The organism is Streptomyces sp. SCSIO 30461, assembly GCF_037023745.1.
In the GTDB taxonomy this organism is placed as follows: domain Bacteria; phylum Actinomycetota; class Actinomycetes; order Streptomycetales; family Streptomycetaceae; genus Streptomyces.
The window spans coordinates 6,084,515-6,103,118 of record NZ_CP146101.1; the positions used below are offsets into that span (position 1 = coordinate 6,084,515).

An 18,604-nucleotide genomic window follows, 5' to 3' on the forward strand; every position below is an offset into this window, starting at 1 on the left:
GTTTCTACTCTCCAGTCCAAACTTCCGCATCGCACCGGCAGGTTAGGGGAATGAGGCCCCACACCAAGCCGCGCCGACTCGGGGAGGGCCACGTGCTCAGCAGCGCACGCCACGCGGACGTCGTCATCGTCGGGGCCGGTCTCGCCGGTCTTTCGGCGGCTCATCAGCTCACCGGTGCCGGGGTCACGGTCACCGTCCTGGAAGCCTCGCCGACCGTCGGGGGCCGGATGGCCACCGAACGTGTCGACGGGTTCCGACTCGACCGGACCGGCCACCTGCTCAACACCGCCTATCCGGAACTACGTCGCAATCCGGGGCTTGCAGGCCTCGAACTGCGCTCCTTCGCGCCCGGTGTGCTAGTGCACAGCGAAGGACGCCAGCACAGGATGGGCGTACGCCGGAGCGCACTCCGAGGTTCGCCCCATGCGCCGCGGCGCGTCGAGGGAGCGCTCACAGCAGCACGCGCTCTTGCGAGCGCCCCCCGCACGCCGATCGGCACCGCCCTGGACCAGGCCCGCCTCGCCGCCGCGCTGGCGCGGCTCGCGGCGACCCCGACCCGGCGGCTGCTCGCCCGCCCCGAACTCCCGGCACTGGACGCACTGCACACCCGGGGCTTCTCCGCCCGGACCGTGAACGGTTTCCTGCGCCCACTGCTGTCCGCCCTGCTCTGCGACCCGGAGCTCAGCAGCTCGAGCCGGGTCGCCGAGCTCGCCCTGCGGGCCTTCGCCCGCGGTCGGCTGTGCGTTCCGGCAGGCGGTGCGGCAGCACTTCCCGAACTGCTCGCCGCCACCCTGCCGCCCGGCACAGTGCACACCGGGGTGCGGGTCACCGACGCGTCGATCAACGGTGTGCTCACGGAGGAGCACGGCTCCGTCAGCTCCCGCTCGCTGCTCCTCGCGACCGGCGCCCGCACCGCCGCCGCCCTGCTGCCCGGGCTGCGCATACCCGCGTTCCACCCCGTGACGGTCCTTCACCACACGGCTCCCGTGGCGCCGCTGGCCGAACCGTCCCTGTTGCTGGACGGCGACCGCGCCGGGCCCGTGTCGCACACCGCCGTGATGAGCGAGGTGGACCCGTCCCGGGCCCCGTTCGGCCGGGCACTGGTCACCTCCACCGTCCTCGGGAGGCCACCGGCGGATCCCGACCGCCGGGTGCGAGCTCAGCTCGCCGCGCTGTACGGCACCCCCACCGACGACTGGGAGCTGCTCGCCGTGCACCACGACCCGGAGGCCGTGGCCGCGATGCCGCCACCGCACGACGCACGTCGCGCGGTACGGCTGCTCGCCGGGCTCTATGTGTGCGGCGACCACCGCGACACCAGCACGGTCCAGGGGGCGCTGCACTCGGGGCGCAGGGCAGCGCACGCGATCCTGCGCGACTTCGGCATCCAGCCCGGCTACTCGGCGGGGGCGCCGACCGCGGACGCCATGGCCGCGTAGGCGCCCCGCCACCTCGCCACCGCCACCTCGCCACCGCCAAGTCATCGCCGTCACCACACCATCGAAGCCACCACACCATCGAAGCCGAGGCCGATCGGCCCCCGGTCGAGTACGGGTCGAGACGCCCGCCCCGTCCTGGACCGCTGACGCTCAGCCGATGGCCATCACCCGGTCCCGGTAGCCCCGAACGGCCGCCGCGTCCCGGTACGGTTCGAGGCGGCGCTCGAAGTCGCGGATGTAGTCCACCGCGCGGGCCGACCGCATCTCGGATGCCTGCTGCGCGGCTTCAGCACCCAGCGCGCAGGCCTGGTCGAGTTCGCCGAGGCCGAGCCGGGCCGTGGCGAGGACGACCCGGCAGAAGAGACGGCTGCGTGCGTAGCCGGGCGGGCGCAGTTGCAGGGCGCGCTCGGCGTGCTGGACCGCCGGGCGGTACTGCTGCAGGTCGCGGTGGCAGTGGCCGAACTCGTCCGCGAGCTGTGCCTCGTCGAAGTGGCACGCCCAGTGCGGGACCTCGTCGCCCGGCCGCGCCGCCTCCAGCGCCCGCTCGGCACGTACCAGCGACGCCGTGCACGAGCGGACGTCACCGAGCACCCCGTGCCCTCGCGCCTCCACCGCGTGCAGCAGCGCCTGCACGGCGTGCGGCGCTCCCGTACCGATGCCCTGCTGGGCGACCCGGGCGAGCTGGACGGCCTCGCGGCCATGACTCAGGTAGACCGCCTGCCGGGCCATGGTGGCCAGCACATACGCCCCGTACGCCCGGTCACCGGCCGCCTGGGCCAGCCGCAGCGCCTGGACGAAGTACCGCTGGGCGAGGCCGTGCGCGGCGATGTCGTACGAGGTCCAGCCGGCGAGCCGGGTGAGGTCGGCCGCGGCGGTGAACAGCCTTCGCCCGGTCGCCTCCGGGTAGCTGCCGCGCAGCATGGGCTCCAACTCGTGCTCCAGGTAGCGCACGAGGGCCTGCCGGGCGTGGCCGCCGCCGTAGTTCTGGTCGAGGGTACGGAACAGCTCGCTGACCGAGCGCAGCGCGGCGATGTCGCCCGCGCCGACCCGCTGGCCCGGCCCCCGGTCGGTGCCGCGCTGGCGCGGGACATGGACCCGGGCGCCCTGGGCGGGGACCCGGGCCCGTCCCTGCGCGGCGGAGCCGGACGGAGCGGCCGTCCCCAGGGAGGCGACTCCGGGCTGCGCGGCCCGCAGCACGGTCCCGGGGTGCACGGGCTGGCCACCCGGTGCGACGGCCCCGTCCTGCCTCCCGACCCGCTCGTCGGCCCGTCCGATGAGCCAGTCCCGGCTCGGTACGACGAGGCCCGCCGGGGTGAAGGCGATCTTCCGCAGCTCGGCATGGCTGCCGGAGTCCTTTCGCCACAGCCCGCTGACGATGTCCACGGCCTCCTCGGGGGTGGCTGCGAACTCGAGACCCGCGTAGACCGGCGCACACGCGTCGAGCCCCAGGTCCTGCGCGGACAGCCGCCGGCCCAGTCGCCGGGTGAACACCTCGGCGATCAGTGCGGGCGTCGTACCGCGCGGCTGCTGACCGCGCAGCCATCGGGTCACCGAGGTCTTGTCGTAGCGCAGGTCCAGACCGTGCTCCAGGCCTAGCTGGTCCACCCGCCGGGCGAGCCCGGCGTTGGAGAATCCGGCCTCTTCGATGAGCGCGGCGAGCTGGCGGTTGGGGGTGCGCTGCGGGGGTCGTTCCGTCATCGGTTGTGCGGTCTCCTGCCTTCCGGGCCTTGGGCCGTGCTGGGGAACTGGAGCCAGGCGGAAGCTCTCCGGCACGGCCTGAGTGCAGCCCACATGAAACGGCGCGAATGTAGCGGGCTCGACCGACCCCACTGGCGCACCTTGTCTCCGCATTCATCCGATCGTGTGAGGATTAGGGGTGCCGCTGACGACTGCAGCACCCGGCAGGGCCAGTCGTGGCGGGTCGTACAGTGGCCGGGGGCGCGATGAGCGCACCCGCGAGAGCATGAGGCAGCTTGAGGGAGGCACAGCCGGTGAGCGAGCTGCGTTTTGTCCATCTGGGCTTCGGCGAGGACGCCGTCGAGTACCAGGAGGCCTGGAACGAGCAGCGCCGTGTACACGCGGCCCGGTTCGCCGGCGAGATCCCCGACACCTGTCTGCTCCTTGAGCACCAGCCCGTCTACACGGCGGGACGGCGCACCGAGGACGACGAGCGTCCCCTGGACGGCACCCCTGTCGTCGACGTGGACCGCGGCGGCAAGATCACCTGGCACGGCCCCGGCCAGCTGGTCGGCTACCCGATCATGCAGCTGCCGCGACCGGTGGACGTCGTCGCGCATGTACGGCGGCTGGAGGAGGCGCTGATCCGCACCTGCGCCGACTTCGGCGTGGAGACCACCCGGATCGAGGGCCGCAGCGGGGTCTGGGTGCTGGGCGACACGCTGGAGCACCGCCCGGCGACAGGCGGCCTGTCCCTGGATTTCGACCCGCGTCTGCACGACGGGGGCCCCTCATCGCCGAAAGCGGGCGACGAGGGAGAGTTCGACCCGCGGCTCAGCGGGCCCGAGTACGCCCCTTCGAACGCCGGCCAGCGCCGTGAGGACCGCAAGCTGGCCGCCATCGGCATCCGGGTCGCCAAAGGTGTGACGATGCACGGCTTCGCTCTGAACGTGAACCCGGACAACACCTGGTTCGACCGGATCGTGCCGTGCGGCATCCGGGACGCCGGGGTCGCCTCGCTCGCGGGCGAGCTGGGCCGGGACGTGACGATCGCCGAGGTGCTGCCGGTGGCCGAGAAGCATCTGCGCGAGGTGCTGGAGCACGCGGAGCTGAAGCCCCGCGCGGTCGAGCACGGCGCCGTGGAGGCCCCGCTCCCCGCCGGGTGAGCGATGTCGCCCCGTATACGGGCGATGCCGGTCCGTACGGGGAATGTCCACCCAAGGCCAGAGGTTGGCCAGGCGTAGGGGCATCAAAACATCGGGCGTACCCTGGTGGTCGCCGAGGAATCGAAGTGTAGGGAGCCGGTCGTGTCCGCTGTCGCACCCGACGGACGCAAGCTGCTGCGCCTGGAGGCCAGGAACAGCCAGACCCCCATCGAGCGCAAGCCCGAGTGGATCAAGACCCGGGCGAAAATGGGCCCCGAGTACAACCAGCTCCAGAAGCTGGTGAAGAGCGAAGGCCTGCACACGGTGTGCCAGGAGGCCGGCTGTCCGAACATCTTCGAGTGCTGGGAGGACCGCGAGGCGACCTTCCTCATCGGCGGCGACCAGTGCACCCGGCGCTGCGACTTCTGTCAGATCGACACCGGCAAGCCCCAGGCCCTGGACCGCGACGAGCCGCGCCGGGTCGGTGAGTCCGTGGTGGCGATGGATCTGAACTACGCGACGATCACCGGCGTCGCCCGCGACGACCTGGTGGACGGCGGTGCCTGGCTCTACGCGGAGACCGTGCGCCAGATCCACACCCAGACCGCGGCCCGCGAGGCCGGCCGCACCAAGGTCGAGCTGCTGATCCCCGACTTCAACGCGGACCCGGACCAGCTGGCCGAGGTCTTCTCGTCCCGCCCCGAGGTGCTCGCGCACAACGTGGAGACGGTGCCGCGGATCTTCAAGCGGATCCGGCCGGGCTTCCGCTACGAACGCTCACTGAGGGTGATCACCGAGGCCCGTGCCGCCGGACTGGTCACCAAGTCCAATCTGATCCTCGGCATGGGCGAGACCCGCGAAGAGGTCAGCGAGGCGCTCCAGCACCTCCACGACGCGGGCTGCGAGCTCATCACCATCACGCAGTACCTGCGCCCCTCCGTGCGGCACCACCCGGTGGAGCGCTGGGTGAAGCCGCAGGAGTTCGTGGAATTGAAGGAGGAGGCCGACGAGATCGGCTTCTCCGGCGTGATGTCCGGCCCCCTGGTGCGATCCTCATACCGGGCGGGCCGCCTCTTCCAGCAGGCGATGGAACGGCGTGGCGCGACGACGGCGGCCACCCAGAAGGTGTGAATTCCCACACAAGGTACTACCGGCCGGTAATGGCCGAATCGGCGCGGCTCATACGCTCCCCGCAGGTCGGGGGCGCGCATGGGCCGCGTTCGCGTTCACACGGCCCGAATAGAGGTTTCATCGGTGTTTGACCCCTCAGTCACACCCTGGTAACACCAATCAGTGACTCTGGATTCACACAGCGCACGCTCTCGCTCACTCATCGCCACCCCGCCCCCGAGGGAGAACTCCACCATGCAGGCCGCGACCTCCGTACGCGCCAACGCCTTCCCGACCTTCACCCAGGCCCTTCGCGCCGTGGAATCCGTACTCCTGCGCGGCGGCCAGAGCACCGCCCGCCGCAACGCCTGGATCGCCGTGCTCGAAAACCGCCGACTCGCCAAGGACCGGGTCGAGGCCGAGCACGTGATGGAGGCCGCGCTGACTCGCCCCTCCTGAGCCACGTAAACTTCAAACATGGCGAGGAAGGAACAGGCAGAGACTGCTGCCTCTGCGAACCCCGGGCGACTCAAGCAGATCGCCCTGACGTACAAGATGACCCGACGGTCGGACCCGAAGATCGGTCTGATCATCGGCGCTGTGGGAATCGTCACCTTCGGTGTCCTTCTCGCGATCGGCTTCCTGATCGGTCACCCGGTCTACCTCGGCATCCTTGGTTTCCTGCTGGGCTTCCTCGCGATGGCGATCGTCTTCGGGCGCCGCGCCGAGCGCGCCGCCTTCGGGCAGATGGAGGGACAGCCGGGAGCGGCGGCCGCAGTGCTCCAGAACGTCGGCCGCGGCTGGACCACGAAACCCGCGGTCGCGATGAACCGCAGTCAGGACGTCGTCCACCGCGCCGTCGGCAAGGCCGGCATCGTGCTGGTGGCCGAGGGCAACCCGAACCGGGTGAAGACGCTGCTGGCGGCCGAGAAGAAGAAGATGTCCCGCGTCGCGGTGGAGGCCCCGGTGCACGACATCATCGTGGGCGACGGCGAGGGCCAGGTGCCGCTGAAGAAGCTACGCACCACCATGGTCAAACTGCCGCGGGTACTGAGCGGCCCCCAGGTGACGCAGACCAACGACCGGCTGCGTGCGATGGGCGACCTCATGAGCAACATGCCGTTGCCGAAGGGCCCCATGCCCAAGGGCATGCGCATGCCGCGCGGCGGAAAGGCGCGCTGACGCTGATCGCTGAACACGACGTGAGGGCCCGGATGCATCCGGGCCCTCACGTCGTTGTCTGATGAGCCGCTCCGAGCAGCCGGCCGCGCGAGATGACTCCCTGGCCCGATGGCCCAGGGCCTTTCGTTTGGATCAGGCCTAGGGCGTGTTGCGAAAGTCCCTCCTGACCCGCGACGCCTGGCACACACGCTCGCTGCGTTGCCGGAGTCATCCACGTACGTCCAGTACGAGGATGATCCTCCGCCTTGCGATCGCACGCACCAGACGCCGCAGGCCCCGCCCTGCGGGCGGACGGAGCTGCTTTCGCAACACGCCCTAGGTGACTGGTGTTAAGCGGGTCGTCCTGGGCGTGCGGTGTCGCCGTTGGGGGTGTCAGGGTCGTGGTTGCTGGCTGGTGGTCGGGCGGCGTGTGGGTGGTTCGTGGCCGTCGTGGGGGCTGTTGGGGGCTTGGCACGGCCGCGTGCGGGTCGTTTGCATGGTCCAGGGCGCCCTCGGGACGGTCAGCCGGCGGCGACCGCCCACTTGTCACTGCCTGTGGACATGATTCCGAGCACGCCGAGCCGCGCGACGTTGACGGCGGCGGCCAGCAAGGAGAAGTCGGCGGCGATCTTGGCCCGGCCCCGCACCCGGGCGCGGCGTCCGCCGTGTCGCCGCCGCATCAGGTGGGCGATCTTGCGTTCGACCTTGGGGCGGGTGGCCCGGTAGGCGGCCAGCCAGACGGGGTCCGCACTGCGAGCCCGGCCCCGGGCCAGGTGTTCTTCGTGAGGGCCGATGGTGATGACGCGTCCGTTCCTGGCGGTAGTGCACTGCGCCGCAAGGGGGCAGGCGGCGCAGGCGGTCTTGAAGCAGGCCGCCCCACCGCCATCAGACTTCGGGCGGATCGCGGCGGTCACCTGGTTCGGGCAGGTGACCTGCCCTGCCTCCAGATCGATGGTGAAGGCGTCCTTGGAGAACCGCCCACCGGGCGCGTTGGCCGCCTGCACCTTGACCATCACCCGGGCGCCCGCGTCGTCCAGCTCGGCCAGCAGCGGCCCGGTCCCGTAAGCGGCGTCGCCGTAGACTTCGGCCCGCGCCTGGTCTGCCTGCTCGGCGGCAGGTGGTTGGAGAACGTCGGCGAGCAGGTCGGCGGCGGGCTCGGCATCGCCGGCGTTGCCCGCCGTGACCTCGGTCGCGGTGATGACCTCGCTGTCGGGTTCCTCGGCCACATGACCCTTGTAACCGTCGAAGGACCGGCGGACGGTCTTGTGGCCGTGCCGGGCCTCGGGATCAACCGTGGAGATGACCCGGTCCGCGGCCACCTTGCGGGCGATCTTGAAGACGCCCCCGTCCTGCTCCAGGTCCTGGCCCAGCACGGTGGCCAGCAACCGCGCGGCCTGGCCCACATCCCCGGGCACGGCCCGGCCGTCCAGCACGGTCAGCAGCGCGAACCCGTCACGGGCCCGCGAATCGATGAGGGCTTCCCGCTCGGCCGCGTCCGTCCAGTCGATGACCGGCTTGTCCGTGCTGGTGTAGGCGTCCCCGCTGGAGATCACCGCCCGCAGCTCGGCCCGCAGCACGTGATCGGCCGCCCGCAGCAGGCCGCGGATGGCCGAACGGATCAGCGTGATGGTGTCCTGCGTGGCCACCGCGTCATAGATCGGTGCCGAGTCCAGCACCCTCCTGCGGCCGACCAGTCCGGCCTGTGCAGCAACCTCTACCGTCCGCTCGAAGATCCGGTTCGGCCGGGCGGAAGCGGCAAGCCTCGCCCGCATGTCGACCAGCACGGTGTGCACGAACCCCGGATGGTCGAAGTCCAGCCCGCCGGCGGCGTACTTCCAGCGCACATCGAACGCGAACCGCTCGACCGCCTCGCGATCGGACAAACCCTCCAGACGCTGCAGGACCATCACGACCGCCACGATCATCGGCGGCACCGACCTGCGGCCGTCCTCGGCGAACAGATCGGCGAACATCTCATCGGGGAACAACGCCCGGCACTCGCGGTGCAGCACCGCGTAGATCGAGTTCGGCGCCAGCCGACCCTCGCAGAAACCCACTGTGGAGGAGAGCAACCCCGGCTGCATCGGAGTCCGGCCCACTGCCATCGCTCAACCTCTCCCCACACCCAGCGACCAACACCCCGCAGCCTGACACAGGACGAAGACCCAGCGCGAGCTCACACGATTAACACCAGTCACCTAGATCCGCACCTGCACGGCGCCCGAGAAGCGGTCGTGCAGCCCGCGCCCGTCGCGGTCCCACACCAGCGCCGGGATACCGAGGCAGAGCAGGAGGCTGCGCAGCACCGCACGCCCGAAGCCGAGTCGTCCGCCGTGCACCGAAACGACCCGGAGGCCGAGGATCCGCTTGCCGGGGGTGCTGCCGACGGTGCCGACGGTGAGCACGCTCAGTGCGAGCAGGACCAGCAGCGCGGGGTTGCCCGCCGAGGACCAGTCGCCTCCCGTGATGAGCCCCCACGCGATGAGCATGCAGAGGCCCCAGTCGATGAACAGCGCCCCGAAGCGCCGCCCGAGCGGGGCGATGGCGCCCGGCCCCTCCTGAGGCAGTCCGAGCTGCTCGCCCCGGTAGCCGAGGTCGCCGCCCGCCTCTTCGACCGCCGCGCGGGGGCCGGACAGCCACGAACCGATTGCTTGCCTGTTGTCCACCAGTCCACGGTACTGTGCGCGCTTTCGATCACCCCCGGCCGGGTCAACCGGCAACCGGTCCGGTTAACGTCCGCGAAACAAATGAGTCATGCTGGAGAAATCCCCGATACCTAGGGTCGTGTGCAGCGTGTGCCACCGCACTGGCCGCACGACCGAGCGACAACCCCGCCCCACCCCGGGCCGGGAGTAGGAGGAGTTGGATGTTCCAGAACGCCGACGACGCCAAGAAGTACATCGCGGACAACGACGTGAAGATGATCGACGTCCGTTTCTGCGACCTTCCGGGCGTGATGCAGCACTTCACCGTCCCGGCAGCGGCGTTCGACCCGTCCGAGGAGCTCGCCTTCGACGGCTCGTCGATCCGCGGCTTCCAGGCGATCCACGAGTCCGACATGGCGCTGCGCGCGGACCTGTCCACGGCGCGCCTGGACCCGTTCCGCCGTGACAAGACCCTCAACATCAACTTCTTCATCCACGACCCGATCACCGGCGAGCAGTACAGCCGTGACCCGCGGAACATCGCCAAGAAGGCCGAGGCCTACCTCGCCTCCACCGGCATCGCGGACACCGCGTACTTCGGCCCCGAGGCCGAGTTCTACGTCTTCGACTCGGTGCGCTTCGCCACCACGGCGAACGAGGGCTTCTACCACATCGACTCCGAGGCCGGCGCCTGGAACACCGGCGCGCTCGAGGACAACCGCGGCTACAAGGTCCGCTACAAGGGCGGCTACTTCCCGGCCCCGCCGGTCGACCACTTCGCCGACCTGCGCGCCGAGATCTCCCTGGAGCTGGACAACGCCGGCCTCCAGGTCGAGCGCCAGCACCACGAGGTCGGCACGGCCGGCCAGGCCGAGATCAACTACAAGTTCAACACCCTGCTCGCCGCCGCCGACGACCTGATGCTCTTCAAGTACATCGTGAAGAACGTCGCCTGGCGCAACGGCAAGACCGCGACCTTCATGCCCAAGCCGATCTTCGGCGACAACGGCTCCGGCATGCACGTCCACCAGTCCCTGTGGCAGGGCGGCTCCCCGCTGTTCTACGACGAGCAGGGCTACGCGGGCCTGTCCGACACCGCCCGCTACTACATCGGCGGCATCCTGAAGCACGCCCCGTCGCTGCTGGCCTTCACCAACCCGACGGTGAACTCCTACCACCGCCTGGTCCCGGGCTTCGAGGCCCCGGTCAACCTGGTGTACTCGCAGCGCAACCGCTCGGCCGCGATGCGTATCCCGATCACGGGCTCCAACCCGAAGGCCAAGCGCGTCGAGTTCCGCGCCCCTGACCCGTCCTCGAACCCGTACCTGGCCTTCTCGGCGCTGCTGCTCGCCGGCCTCGACGGCATCAAGAACAAGATCGAGCCGGCCGAGCCGATCGACAAGGACCTCTACGAGCTGGCCCCCGAGGAGCACGCGGGCGTCCCGCAGGTCCCGACCTCCCTCCCGGCGGTCCTCGACGCCCTCGAGGCGGACAACGAGTACCTCCAGGCGGGCGGCGTCTTCACGTCCGACCTGATCGAGACCTGGATCGACTACAAGCGCACCAACGAGATCGCCCCGATCCAGCTGCGCCCGCACCCGCACGAGTTCGAGCTCTACTTCGACATCTAGGAGCCGCGTCTCCGCCACCGGCGGAGATGGCACGAAACCGGGGCTGACCTGGGAATACGCTTCTCAGCAGTTCCGGCGGTTTCTCACCGTGTTGTGCAATGCCCATGCAAGACGATCTTGAGTAGCTGACTACTCGTCAGTGCAAGAACTGAGCCCCTGCCGCTCCGATGTGGAGTAGCAGGGGCTCAGTCACGCGTTGAGCGACGAGAACACCCGCCGAGGGCGTGGTGCCCGTGTCAGTGTCCGCGCGGCTGGACGGGAGTGCGGGTGGCGGAGTTGCGCCACCACCACAGACCACGGCACGCAGGCTCCGTGAGCGCGAAGAAGTGCCCGCACTGCGCGCACCAGGGCAACCCGTTCTCCGGGTCGTCGGGGCCGTTCCCAGGGTGCAGGCGGGAACCAGGGACGGCTTACCTCCGTCGCCGGGGTCCTTGCGTCGGACCACGCTGCCGCTCGCATTCATCGGTGCCTAGCGGCCCCGTGTAGGCCCCGTGTAGGCCAGGCTTGAGACATGCGCGGAGAGACAGCGGCCCACATGATCCGGCGCCTACGGCAAGCCAAAAGCTGGAGTCAGGTGCGGCTAGCCGCGGAAGCGTGCCGTGCGGCTGGTTTACCGACCGATTCCCTCACCAGGCAGGACATCTACCGGTATGAGAAGGGGAAGCGCACCCCGCGCGAGTGGCTGCCCTTCATCGCTATCGCTCTCGAAGTGCCTGCAATTGAGCTGGAGCACGCAGGAAGCCATACGGAAGAAGCCGGCCGCGCCCTCCTCGTGCAGATTGGTGAGCTCGCCCGGATCGCGGGATGGATCGCCTCAGATGCTGGGCGTCACGAGGAAGCGAAACACATCTACCAACTCGGTATGAGCGCCGCACGTCAAGCCGGAGATGGAACGCTCGTCGGAAACCTCGCCGGTTCGCTCGCGTATCAGTACAGCAACACGGGCAAAGAGCGAGAAGGACTGGCGCTGGCTCAGGCTGCGTTGGCGGCAGCAGGCAACGACGCCCCTCCGAAAGCACGCGCTCTCTACCTCGATCGAGTCGCTTGGGCTCACACGGCCGTCATCCGGCTCGTCGAGGCGGTCCTGGCCGAGCAGAACGACGAGTGGACCGAAGCCCGCCGCCACATGGGCCGCGAACTCCTCGCCAAGGCCCGACTCCACCCGGATCGAGTCAGAAACCGACAACACCGCCCTGCCCACCGTACTCACCGCATAGCCTCAAGCCGAGATCACCGAATGGCCGTCGACACACCACTCCAGCGGACGTGGCCCGAGCCAGACTCTCATTCGGCTGATTCGACCGTCTTCACGCCGAAGCCAAGACCTCCCCGGCCATGACCTGGGGAGGGTTGGGGAGTAGTGGCGCAAGGTTGTCCCGCACGAAGTCCGCCGCCCTCGAGATCGATTCCTCGGCACCGGCCTGGTCCTGGAAGACGCTGGTCGAGACCATTACTCCGTCCCCGGCATCGACCCAGTAGTAGGCCACGAAGCCGGAAACCCGGCGCATGATCGGCACGAACCCCTCGTTCACGCGGCGTCCCGCCTCAGCCGGATCCGTCACCCCTTCGTACCGCCGGACTGCTGCGTACATCATCAAGCTCCTCGTGGGGGTCAGGGTTCTGCTGAGACGTAGCAGCTTTCATCCCCCCGCATCGGCTGTCTGGCTCATGAGGCACCCGACAATCACCTGAAGGGCCGAGTCAGCCGATCCGGTCAGCGTCTTCCGGACCGGACACACAGCCCTGCGCACCTCCGCCAGGGTCGCGCCTCATGGCGCGCTCAGCCCATGCACGTCTGCGATCTGCTGTTGCTGGGCAATGGTCGCCACCTGGCCGGTAAGTAGGGCAGCGGTCAGGATGACGCCTCCGCCGGTGACCCGTCGGCCGTGCCCTCCCTCGAGGGCACAGCCGACGCGCGTCCGGAGCCGGCTGCGGACGGCTCACGGTGCCATCAAGTCACGCAGTTCCGCGACCGCGTCGCGCAGGCGGTCGGCGAAGGCGTGCATCTGGTCGGCGACCGGCTGCGGGGTGCTCAGGTAGAGGTTGAAGCGCTCGGGGAGCAGCACGTAGGCGACGCCGATGCAGCGGCTGCTGGTGGAGCCGAAGCCGAAGAACTGGATGTTGTGGGACGGTGCGGAGCTGGTGCTCAGGTAGTCGTCACGCATGGTGAGCCAGCCGGGGGTGCGGTAGAGGCCGGGCTGCTCGCTGACGCCCAGTTCGGCGCCGCGGCGGCGCTGGATCAACTCCAGCTCCCACAGATGCTGTTCGGGAGCCTGGCCGATCTGGCACTCCCTGGCGCGGGCGACATGGCGGGTCGCGGCGGTCAGGAAGGACGCGCGGCGGGTGGGGGCGTCCGCGGTCGGGTCCTCCATCGTGCGGACGAATTCGAGCATCTCGGGGGTGACGACGCGCATCGCCTCGGTCCGGCCATTGCGGTACTGGCGGGTGGCGATGGACTCGTATGTGGCACCCAGACGGCCCTTGGCGCGCTGGTGGGCGAGTTGATAGGCGGCCTGGACGAAGGCGTCGGGCGAGACTCCGAGCGTCTTGATCGCGGTGCTGCCGAAGCCGTCGAACGAGACGGTGGTGGTGGCCGTGGCACGGCCGTAGATGGCGAAGGCGTCGGCCGCGGCGCTGATCCGGGAGCGCAGGGCGTCGTCCAGGGCGAACACCACCGGTTCGACCGCCGGGAGTCCCTGGGGACGGGCTCCGGACTCGCGGGACTGGGCGCCGGGCGGCGTGGACAGCAGGGCGTCGGTGAAGTTGAGGACCGTGGTGCCGTCCAGCTCGCAGTGCTCCACGTTGATGCCCGCGCGGCCGTCCGCGAACACGACGAAGGAGACGGCTTTGTCGAACCAGCGGTTGCCCCGGTCCCCGTAGAGCAGCTCGTCGCAGGCGTCCTTGACGCCGTCGGGGGCGAAGTCCTCCAGGCAGACGCAGAACAGCGCGGTCTCGATGGTCTCCAGCGCTTCGGCGTTGCCGGGGTGGAAGGAGAGGAGTGACTCGCGGGCGGTGGCCCACTCGGCGCGGGCCATGGTGGTCAGATGGCCCACCGAAGTGTCCGGGGCGGCGGGCTCGGCTCCGGCCTTCATGACGGCGCGCAGCCCTGATTCGAGGTCGTCCAGGGCGTACGGGGCGCCGTCATGGCCCAGTACGTCCATCCGGAAGACGGCGCCCTGGAAGAACACCACGATGTGCCGAGCCCTGGACGGGCCGGGGGCACCCTCGCTGTAGGGGGCGCGGACGGTGTCCTGCCGGAGTCCGGGGACGCGGGTCGTGGCGAACAGGTACTTGTGCTGCACCATCGACTGCGGGGCGCCGCGCAGCACCACGGGTTCGATGAGTTCCCGGTCGAGCAGGCGCTTGTAGGCGAGCGCGCCCGCGATGAGGCCCGCGGCCCGCTCCGGCTGGGACTGCGGGTGCGCGGAGTCCTTGAAGAGGAAGAAGAAGTTGGCGTTCAGGGCGATGCGGTCCCGGCGGCCGAGGTAGCGGTACGGCCAGAAGGTGTCGAGCCAGCTGTGTACGCCTTCGGTGCTGTCGTACTCCTCGAGTGCCGTGTGCAGCACCCGGCCGGGTCCCTCGGGGCTGAGGAAGGCGGCGACCTCCGCCTCGGTGGCGGCGCGTTCGTCGGCGGTGAGCAGCGGGGCGCACCATTCGAGGAAGCGCTCGCAGCTGGACTCCAGAGTGGGCAGCGGGACCCGTGGCAGGTTGTGCTCCTGGGAGAAGGTCGCGTTCACGCTGCTCACCGCACCTTGAGTCTTGGTCAATTCCGGTCTCGATTCGGGTTGTTCGGGCGGGAAAGGTACAGCTGTGCGTGGAGCCAGCCCTCCGCTTCGAAGCCCCGCGCATCCACCCCGGCGGCCGACATTCCGTCGAGCACGAGTGACTGCTCCCGCAGGGAGGCGAAGCGGCGCTGTCTGAACGCCTCGTCCACGCGCGTGGTTCGGTAGCCGAGGCGGGACAGCGCCTGCTCGACGGGTTCGAAGGGGAACATCCGGAGTACGAAGTGGGCCATCCACGGACGGTGGCCGTCCTGGGCGGCGATGACCCGGGTCAGGGTCCGCTCGGTGACATAGCCGATGCAGCCGGTGGAGATCACCAGATCCGTGCCGGCGAGCCGGGCGCGCTGTGCCGGGGTGGGGTCGTGGTGTTCCAGGTCGGCGTGCACGGTGTCGTCGAGGAACCCGGCTTCACGGGCGTAGGACAGAGCACGGGTGGAGGCGTCCAGGCCCGTGAAACGGATGGGCTGGGCGGGCTGGCGGGAGCGGGACAGCTCACGGTCGCGGGCGAGCAGGGCCTCGCGGTCTTCGTCCCGCCCGCCGCCGTAGCGCTCGTACAGTTCGTCCATGGTGGCGTCGTACTTCACCAGGGCGGCGTTGATCCCGTACGAGCAGCCGATGTCCAGCACTTTGGGCTCGGCGACCTTCCTGGACTCTCGGTACTCCTGGATGTACTTCACGAAGTAGGGCTTCGCCAGCTGAGGTATGCAGTAGCCGAGCGGGCGCAGCACCTGGAAGTAGGTGCGCGGGTCGGGCTGGTTGTAGATGTCGTCGAGCGAGACTTTTCCGGTCGTGTCGAAGCGCACGTGGATGCTTCCTCCCTCAGTCGGACAGGACCCAGGGGTTTCGTCTGGATCCTGCCGGGCTCGCGTTCCCTGGCACCGCTCCCTGATCCGGCCTGGTCCAGACGAAAGCCCTAGTCGAGCAGCCGGTCCCCCCTGACCGCGCGGCCTTCGGATGCCGCCAGATGCTCAGGCAGTACGCGGCCGAAGAGCTGCCGTGTCCGCGCCACGCTGCCGATGACGCCGGGGCGCTCGCTGTAGGCGAAGATCGCGGAGTGGCGGGCGTGTTCGCCGCGCACCGGACTGACCCGGTGCAGCGAGTAGCGGCCTTTGAAGAGCTGCAGGTCTCCCGGCTGGAGGGGCAGGCTGAGGATGAGCTGCCGTCCCCCTCCGTTGATCACGTCCCGGACGTCGTCGAAGCGTTCGTCCTGCGGTGTCCTGATGTTGGGGCAGTACTCGAAGTCCCCGCCGCTGTCGGCCCCTCGGGTGAGCATGCTCACCGTGAACTCGTTGGTGTCGAAGTGCCAGGGGTGCTCCATACCCGGCTCGACGACGTTGAGTACGAGTCCGGAGAGCGGGTCCGCCAGTTCGTGCAGTCGGCCGAGACCGAAGCAGCGGGCGATGAACCTCTGGAACTCGCGGTGCGAGTAGAGCCTGCTGATGAGGGCGCCCGGGGGGATGCGGTCCCGTGCGACGAAGGCGTTGCCCCGCCGGAAGGTGGTGCGGCCTGGGTGGTCGTCGGGGAGGGCCGGGTCGATGGCGATGTTGTAGACGTTGACCGTCTCGACGTCGAAGTGGGCCCGGGGCGCGATGGCCGAGCACTCCCGCTCCAGCACCTCGCGGTACTCGGGACGGATGAAGTCCGGGAGGACGGTGCAGCCGAGTTCGGCGAGGTCGCGGTGGGCCCGTTCCAGCACGGCCAGGGCTTCCGGGCTCTCGGGGGCCGACAGGGGGTAGCGGGCGGTGTCGATCACCTGGTCGAGCGTCATGGTGTGCGGGGCGCTCATTCGATCCTCTCCACGTACGGGCAGACCGTCAGCAACTCGATTCTGCAGTCGCAGAGTTGACGTTCCCACAGTGCGTGGTGAGTAGTCTGTGACACGCCGCACTCAGAGGTGGCGCATGACGTACGGCCCGGGGTTCAGGTGAGACCCCGGGCCGCACTTGTGCGAGTGGTGCGTTCAGTTGGCGTAGTGGATCAGGGACCGCACCATGCGGCATGTGGTGTTGGACGGCGGGTGGATGCCGATGCGCTGGGCGAGGGTGCGTATCCGCCGGTTGCTCGCGTTCACCGGGTTGTAGACGCCCGTGTCGAGCAGGGCGATGGCAAGCCGCATGGCCTTCAGGCGGCGATTGTGGGACTCGTACCACTCACGCGGCTGCCCGGCCGGCAGCGGCTGCTTCTTCGGCTTGGTCTTCGGCTTGGGCTGTGGACTGGACTTCTGCTTCGGCGTCGTCGTGATTGCGGCAACGGCCATCGGCGACCTCCTGGCATGGTGGTTGGACCCTCACGAACTAGTTCGATTTTACCGCTGGGCACTGACAATCTCCCCTGGCCAGAGGGGGTTTACGGGGCTGGGCTGTGGGACTTGAGGGAGTAACGTGGCCGGATGGAGATCTGGATCAATCCCGCGTGTTCCAAGTGCCGCAGCGCGCTTCATCTGCTGGACGAGGAGGGTGCCTCGTACACCGTGCGCCGCTATCTGGAGGATGTGCCCTCCCCGGACGAGATCCGTGCGGTGCTCGACCGGCTCGGGCTTGAGCCCTGGGACATCACCCGCACCCAGGAGGCGGTCGCGAAGGAACTCGGGGTGAGGGACTGGTCCCGCGACGAGTCGTCGCGGGACCGCTGGATCACGGCGCTCACCGAGCACCCGAAGCTGATCCAGCGTCCGATCATCACCGCCGACGACGGCACGGCCGTGGTGGGACGTACGGACGAGGCGGTACGGGACGCGATGGGGCGCGGCTGAGCGGAAGACGCGGGCGGTGCCGAGGGCGCCGGGACTGTCCCGCCCCGGCCGCCGGGGCGACTGCCGGGGCCGTCACACCTCGGCCGCCGCGCGGTGCACGGCGTCCAGTGAGGCGAGCTCCTCGTCGCTGAGGCGCAGGGCGCCGGTGGCGATGTTCGCCTCCAGGTGCTCCAGGTTGCCCGTGCCGGGGATGGCCAGCATGTGCGGGCCGCGGTGCAGGGTCCAGGCCAGCCGGATCTGAGCCGCGCTCACCCCGTGGGCACGTGCCACCGCGAGCACCGAATCCTGGTCGGGGGATGTCACCCCCGCCTGCCCCCCGGAACCGGCGACGGAGTAGAACGGCACGAACGCCACGCCCTGCTCGCCGCAGCTGCGGACGAACGCGTCACACTCGGGCCGCAGGCCGATGCCATAGGCGTTCTGCACACAGACGACGGGCGCGATGGCCTGGGCCTCCGCGAGCTGTTCGGGCTGGACGTTGGAGACGCCGAGCTGGCGGATGAGCCCCGCTTCGCGTAGCTCGGCGAGTGCGCCGAAGCGTTCGGCGATCGAGTCGTGGCCGACGATCCGCAGGTTGACGAGGTCGAGATGGTCACGGCCGAGCTGGCGCAGGTTCTCCTCGACCTGTCCGCGCAGTTCCCGCGCCGTCCGGGCATGCTCGGTCCACTCCCCGCGCATGTCCCGGTGCGGGCCGACCTTGGTGGCGATGACGAGGTCGTCCGCGTACGGGGCCAGGGCCCGGTTGATCAGTTCGTTGGCGGAGCGCAGCGGCGAGAAGTAGAACGCGGCGGTGTCGATGTGGTTCACCCCGAGCCCCACCGCGCGGCGCAGCACCGCGATCGCCTGGTCGCGGTCGCCGGGGACGGCGTCGGGTATGAGCGCCTTGCCGTGTTGCGGAAGGCGCATCGTGCCGAAGCCGATCCGATTGACCTCGAGGTCTCCGAGTGTCCAGGTGCCCGATGCGTCCGCGGTGATCGTTTGTGGGTTCATTCGGTCATGATCCATCAACCGCGTCCGCGCTGCCTGCGAAAACTTAAGTCCCAGTTAAGGAAGTTACGTCTGATTCGTTGAGCGGGGCCGCGCGCCCTACCCGTACGTAGCGGCAACACGGATCGGAATCCGGTCGCCGTCCACGGCCGGGAACAGGAGCTCTCACGTGTCGCGCAAGAAGACCCTCAGCGGTAAGAAGAAGATCACCCTGCTCATCGGCGCGGCAGCGCTGGTCGGCGGCAGCGCCGTCGTCATGACCGGCATCGGCAACG

16 protein-coding genes and 1 pseudogene are annotated in these 18,604 nt (G+C 69.5%); 8 read left to right on the forward strand and 9 right to left on the reverse strand.

Features of this window, described 5'->3' with window-relative positions; genetic code table 11:
* The first annotated feature begins 92 nt into the window (after window positions 1-92).
* Complete coding sequence (locus V1460_RS27265) at window positions 93-1,439, forward strand: NAD(P)/FAD-dependent oxidoreductase (protein ID WP_338678223.1); 1,347 nt, start codon at window positions 93-95, stop codon at window positions 1,437-1,439.
* Between the two features lie 150 nt (window positions 1,440-1,589).
* Here V1460_RS27265 and V1460_RS27270 read toward each other — a convergent pair whose 3' ends face one another.
* The gene (locus V1460_RS27270) at window positions 1,590-3,137 is read right to left on the reverse strand and encodes a regulator (protein WP_338676265.1); all 1,548 of its coding nucleotides are present in this window, start codon (window positions 3,135-3,137) and stop codon (window positions 1,590-1,592) included.
* A gap of 293 nt (window positions 3,138-3,430) precedes the next feature.
* On the opposite strand from V1460_RS27270, the gene lipB reads away from it, so the two are divergent.
* From lipB to V1460_RS27290, 4 genes are all read left to right on the forward strand, one after another.
* Entirely contained in the window at window positions 3,431-4,282 is an 852-nt protein-coding gene (lipB, locus tag V1460_RS27275; protein WP_338676266.1) for a lipoyl(octanoyl) transferase LipB, read from the forward strand.
* 141 nt (window positions 4,283-4,423) lie between these two features.
* A complete protein-coding gene (lipA, locus tag V1460_RS27280) occupies window positions 4,424-5,392 on the forward strand; it encodes a lipoyl synthase (protein ID WP_338676267.1) in 969 nt (322 codons plus the stop codon).
* A gap of 234 nt (window positions 5,393-5,626) precedes the next feature.
* Window positions 5,627-5,830: a hypothetical protein gene (locus V1460_RS27285; protein ID WP_338676268.1), complete on the forward strand. Its 204-nt coding sequence runs from the start codon at window positions 5,627-5,629 to the stop codon at window positions 5,828-5,830.
* 18 nt (window positions 5,831-5,848) lie between these two features.
* Window positions 5,849-6,553 carry a DUF4191 domain-containing protein gene (locus V1460_RS27290; RefSeq protein WP_338676269.1) on the forward strand — a complete coding sequence of 235 codons (705 nt, stop codon included), beginning with the start codon at window positions 5,849-5,851 and terminating at the stop codon, window positions 6,551-6,553.
* Between the two features lie 500 nt (window positions 6,554-7,053).
* On the opposite strand, the gene V1460_RS27295 is transcribed toward V1460_RS27290, so the two are convergent.
* Together V1460_RS27295 and V1460_RS27300 are read right to left on the reverse strand one after the other, a co-directional pair.
* A complete protein-coding gene (locus V1460_RS27295) occupies window positions 7,054-8,637 on the reverse strand; it encodes an IS1182 family transposase (RefSeq protein ID WP_338672703.1) in 1,584 nt (527 codons plus the stop codon).
* A 93-nt stretch (window positions 8,638-8,730) separates the two neighbouring features.
* A complete protein-coding gene (locus V1460_RS27300; RefSeq protein WP_338676270.1) occupies window positions 8,731-9,198 on the reverse strand; it encodes an RDD family protein in 468 nt (155 codons plus the stop codon).
* A 200-nt stretch (window positions 9,199-9,398) separates the two neighbouring features.
* On the opposite strand from V1460_RS27300, the gene glnA reads away from it, so the two are divergent.
* Both glnA and V1460_RS27310 read left to right on the forward strand, forming a co-directional pair.
* Window positions 9,399-10,808, forward strand: a complete 1,410-nt coding sequence (gene glnA, locus V1460_RS27305; protein WP_338676271.1) for a type I glutamate--ammonia ligase — start codon at window positions 9,399-9,401, stop codon at window positions 10,806-10,808.
* A gap of 1,057 nt (window positions 10,809-11,865) precedes the next feature.
* Window positions 11,866-12,025: pseudogene (locus V1460_RS27310) on the forward strand (IS256 family transposase); the annotation flags it as partial.
* A 90-nt stretch (window positions 12,026-12,115) separates the two neighbouring features.
* Here the strand turns inward: V1460_RS27310 and V1460_RS27315 are convergent.
* The 5 genes from V1460_RS27315 to V1460_RS27335 all read right to left on the reverse strand — a co-directional run bounded on the left by V1460_RS27315 (window position 12,116) and on the right by V1460_RS27335 (window position 16,847).
* Window positions 12,116-12,400, reverse strand: a complete 285-nt coding sequence (locus V1460_RS27315; RefSeq protein ID WP_338678225.1) for a hypothetical protein — start codon at window positions 12,398-12,400, stop codon at window positions 12,116-12,118.
* A 348-nt stretch (window positions 12,401-12,748) separates the two neighbouring features.
* Window positions 12,749-14,554: a choline/carnitine O-acyltransferase gene (locus V1460_RS27320; protein ID WP_338676272.1), complete on the reverse strand. Its 1,806-nt coding sequence runs from the start codon at window positions 14,552-14,554 to the stop codon at window positions 12,749-12,751.
* A 17-nt stretch (window positions 14,555-14,571) separates the two neighbouring features.
* Window positions 14,572-15,393, reverse strand: a complete 822-nt coding sequence (locus V1460_RS27325; RefSeq protein ID WP_338676273.1) for a class I SAM-dependent methyltransferase — start codon at window positions 15,391-15,393, stop codon at window positions 14,572-14,574.
* A gap of 110 nt (window positions 15,394-15,503) precedes the next feature.
* A complete protein-coding gene (locus V1460_RS27330; protein ID WP_338676274.1) occupies window positions 15,504-16,376 on the reverse strand; it encodes an arpA protein in 873 nt (290 codons plus the stop codon).
* A gap of 174 nt (window positions 16,377-16,550) precedes the next feature.
* Window positions 16,551-16,847, reverse strand: coding sequence for a hypothetical protein (locus tag V1460_RS27335; protein WP_338676275.1), 297 nt, complete (start codon window positions 16,845-16,847; stop codon window positions 16,551-16,553).
* A 132-nt stretch (window positions 16,848-16,979) separates the two neighbouring features.
* Here V1460_RS27335 and V1460_RS27340 point away from each other — a divergent pair, with 132 nt between their 5' ends.
* Entirely contained in the window at window positions 16,980-17,342 is a 363-nt protein-coding gene (locus V1460_RS27340) for an arsenate reductase family protein (RefSeq protein ID WP_338676276.1), read from the forward strand.
* Window positions 17,343-17,414: 72 nt separating this feature from the next.
* Here the strand turns inward: V1460_RS27340 and V1460_RS27345 are convergent, their stop codons facing one another.
* Window positions 17,415-18,332, reverse strand: coding sequence for an aldo/keto reductase (locus tag V1460_RS27345; RefSeq protein WP_338676277.1), 918 nt, complete (start codon window positions 18,330-18,332; stop codon window positions 17,415-17,417).
* Between the last annotated feature and the right edge of the window lie 272 nt (window positions 18,333-18,604).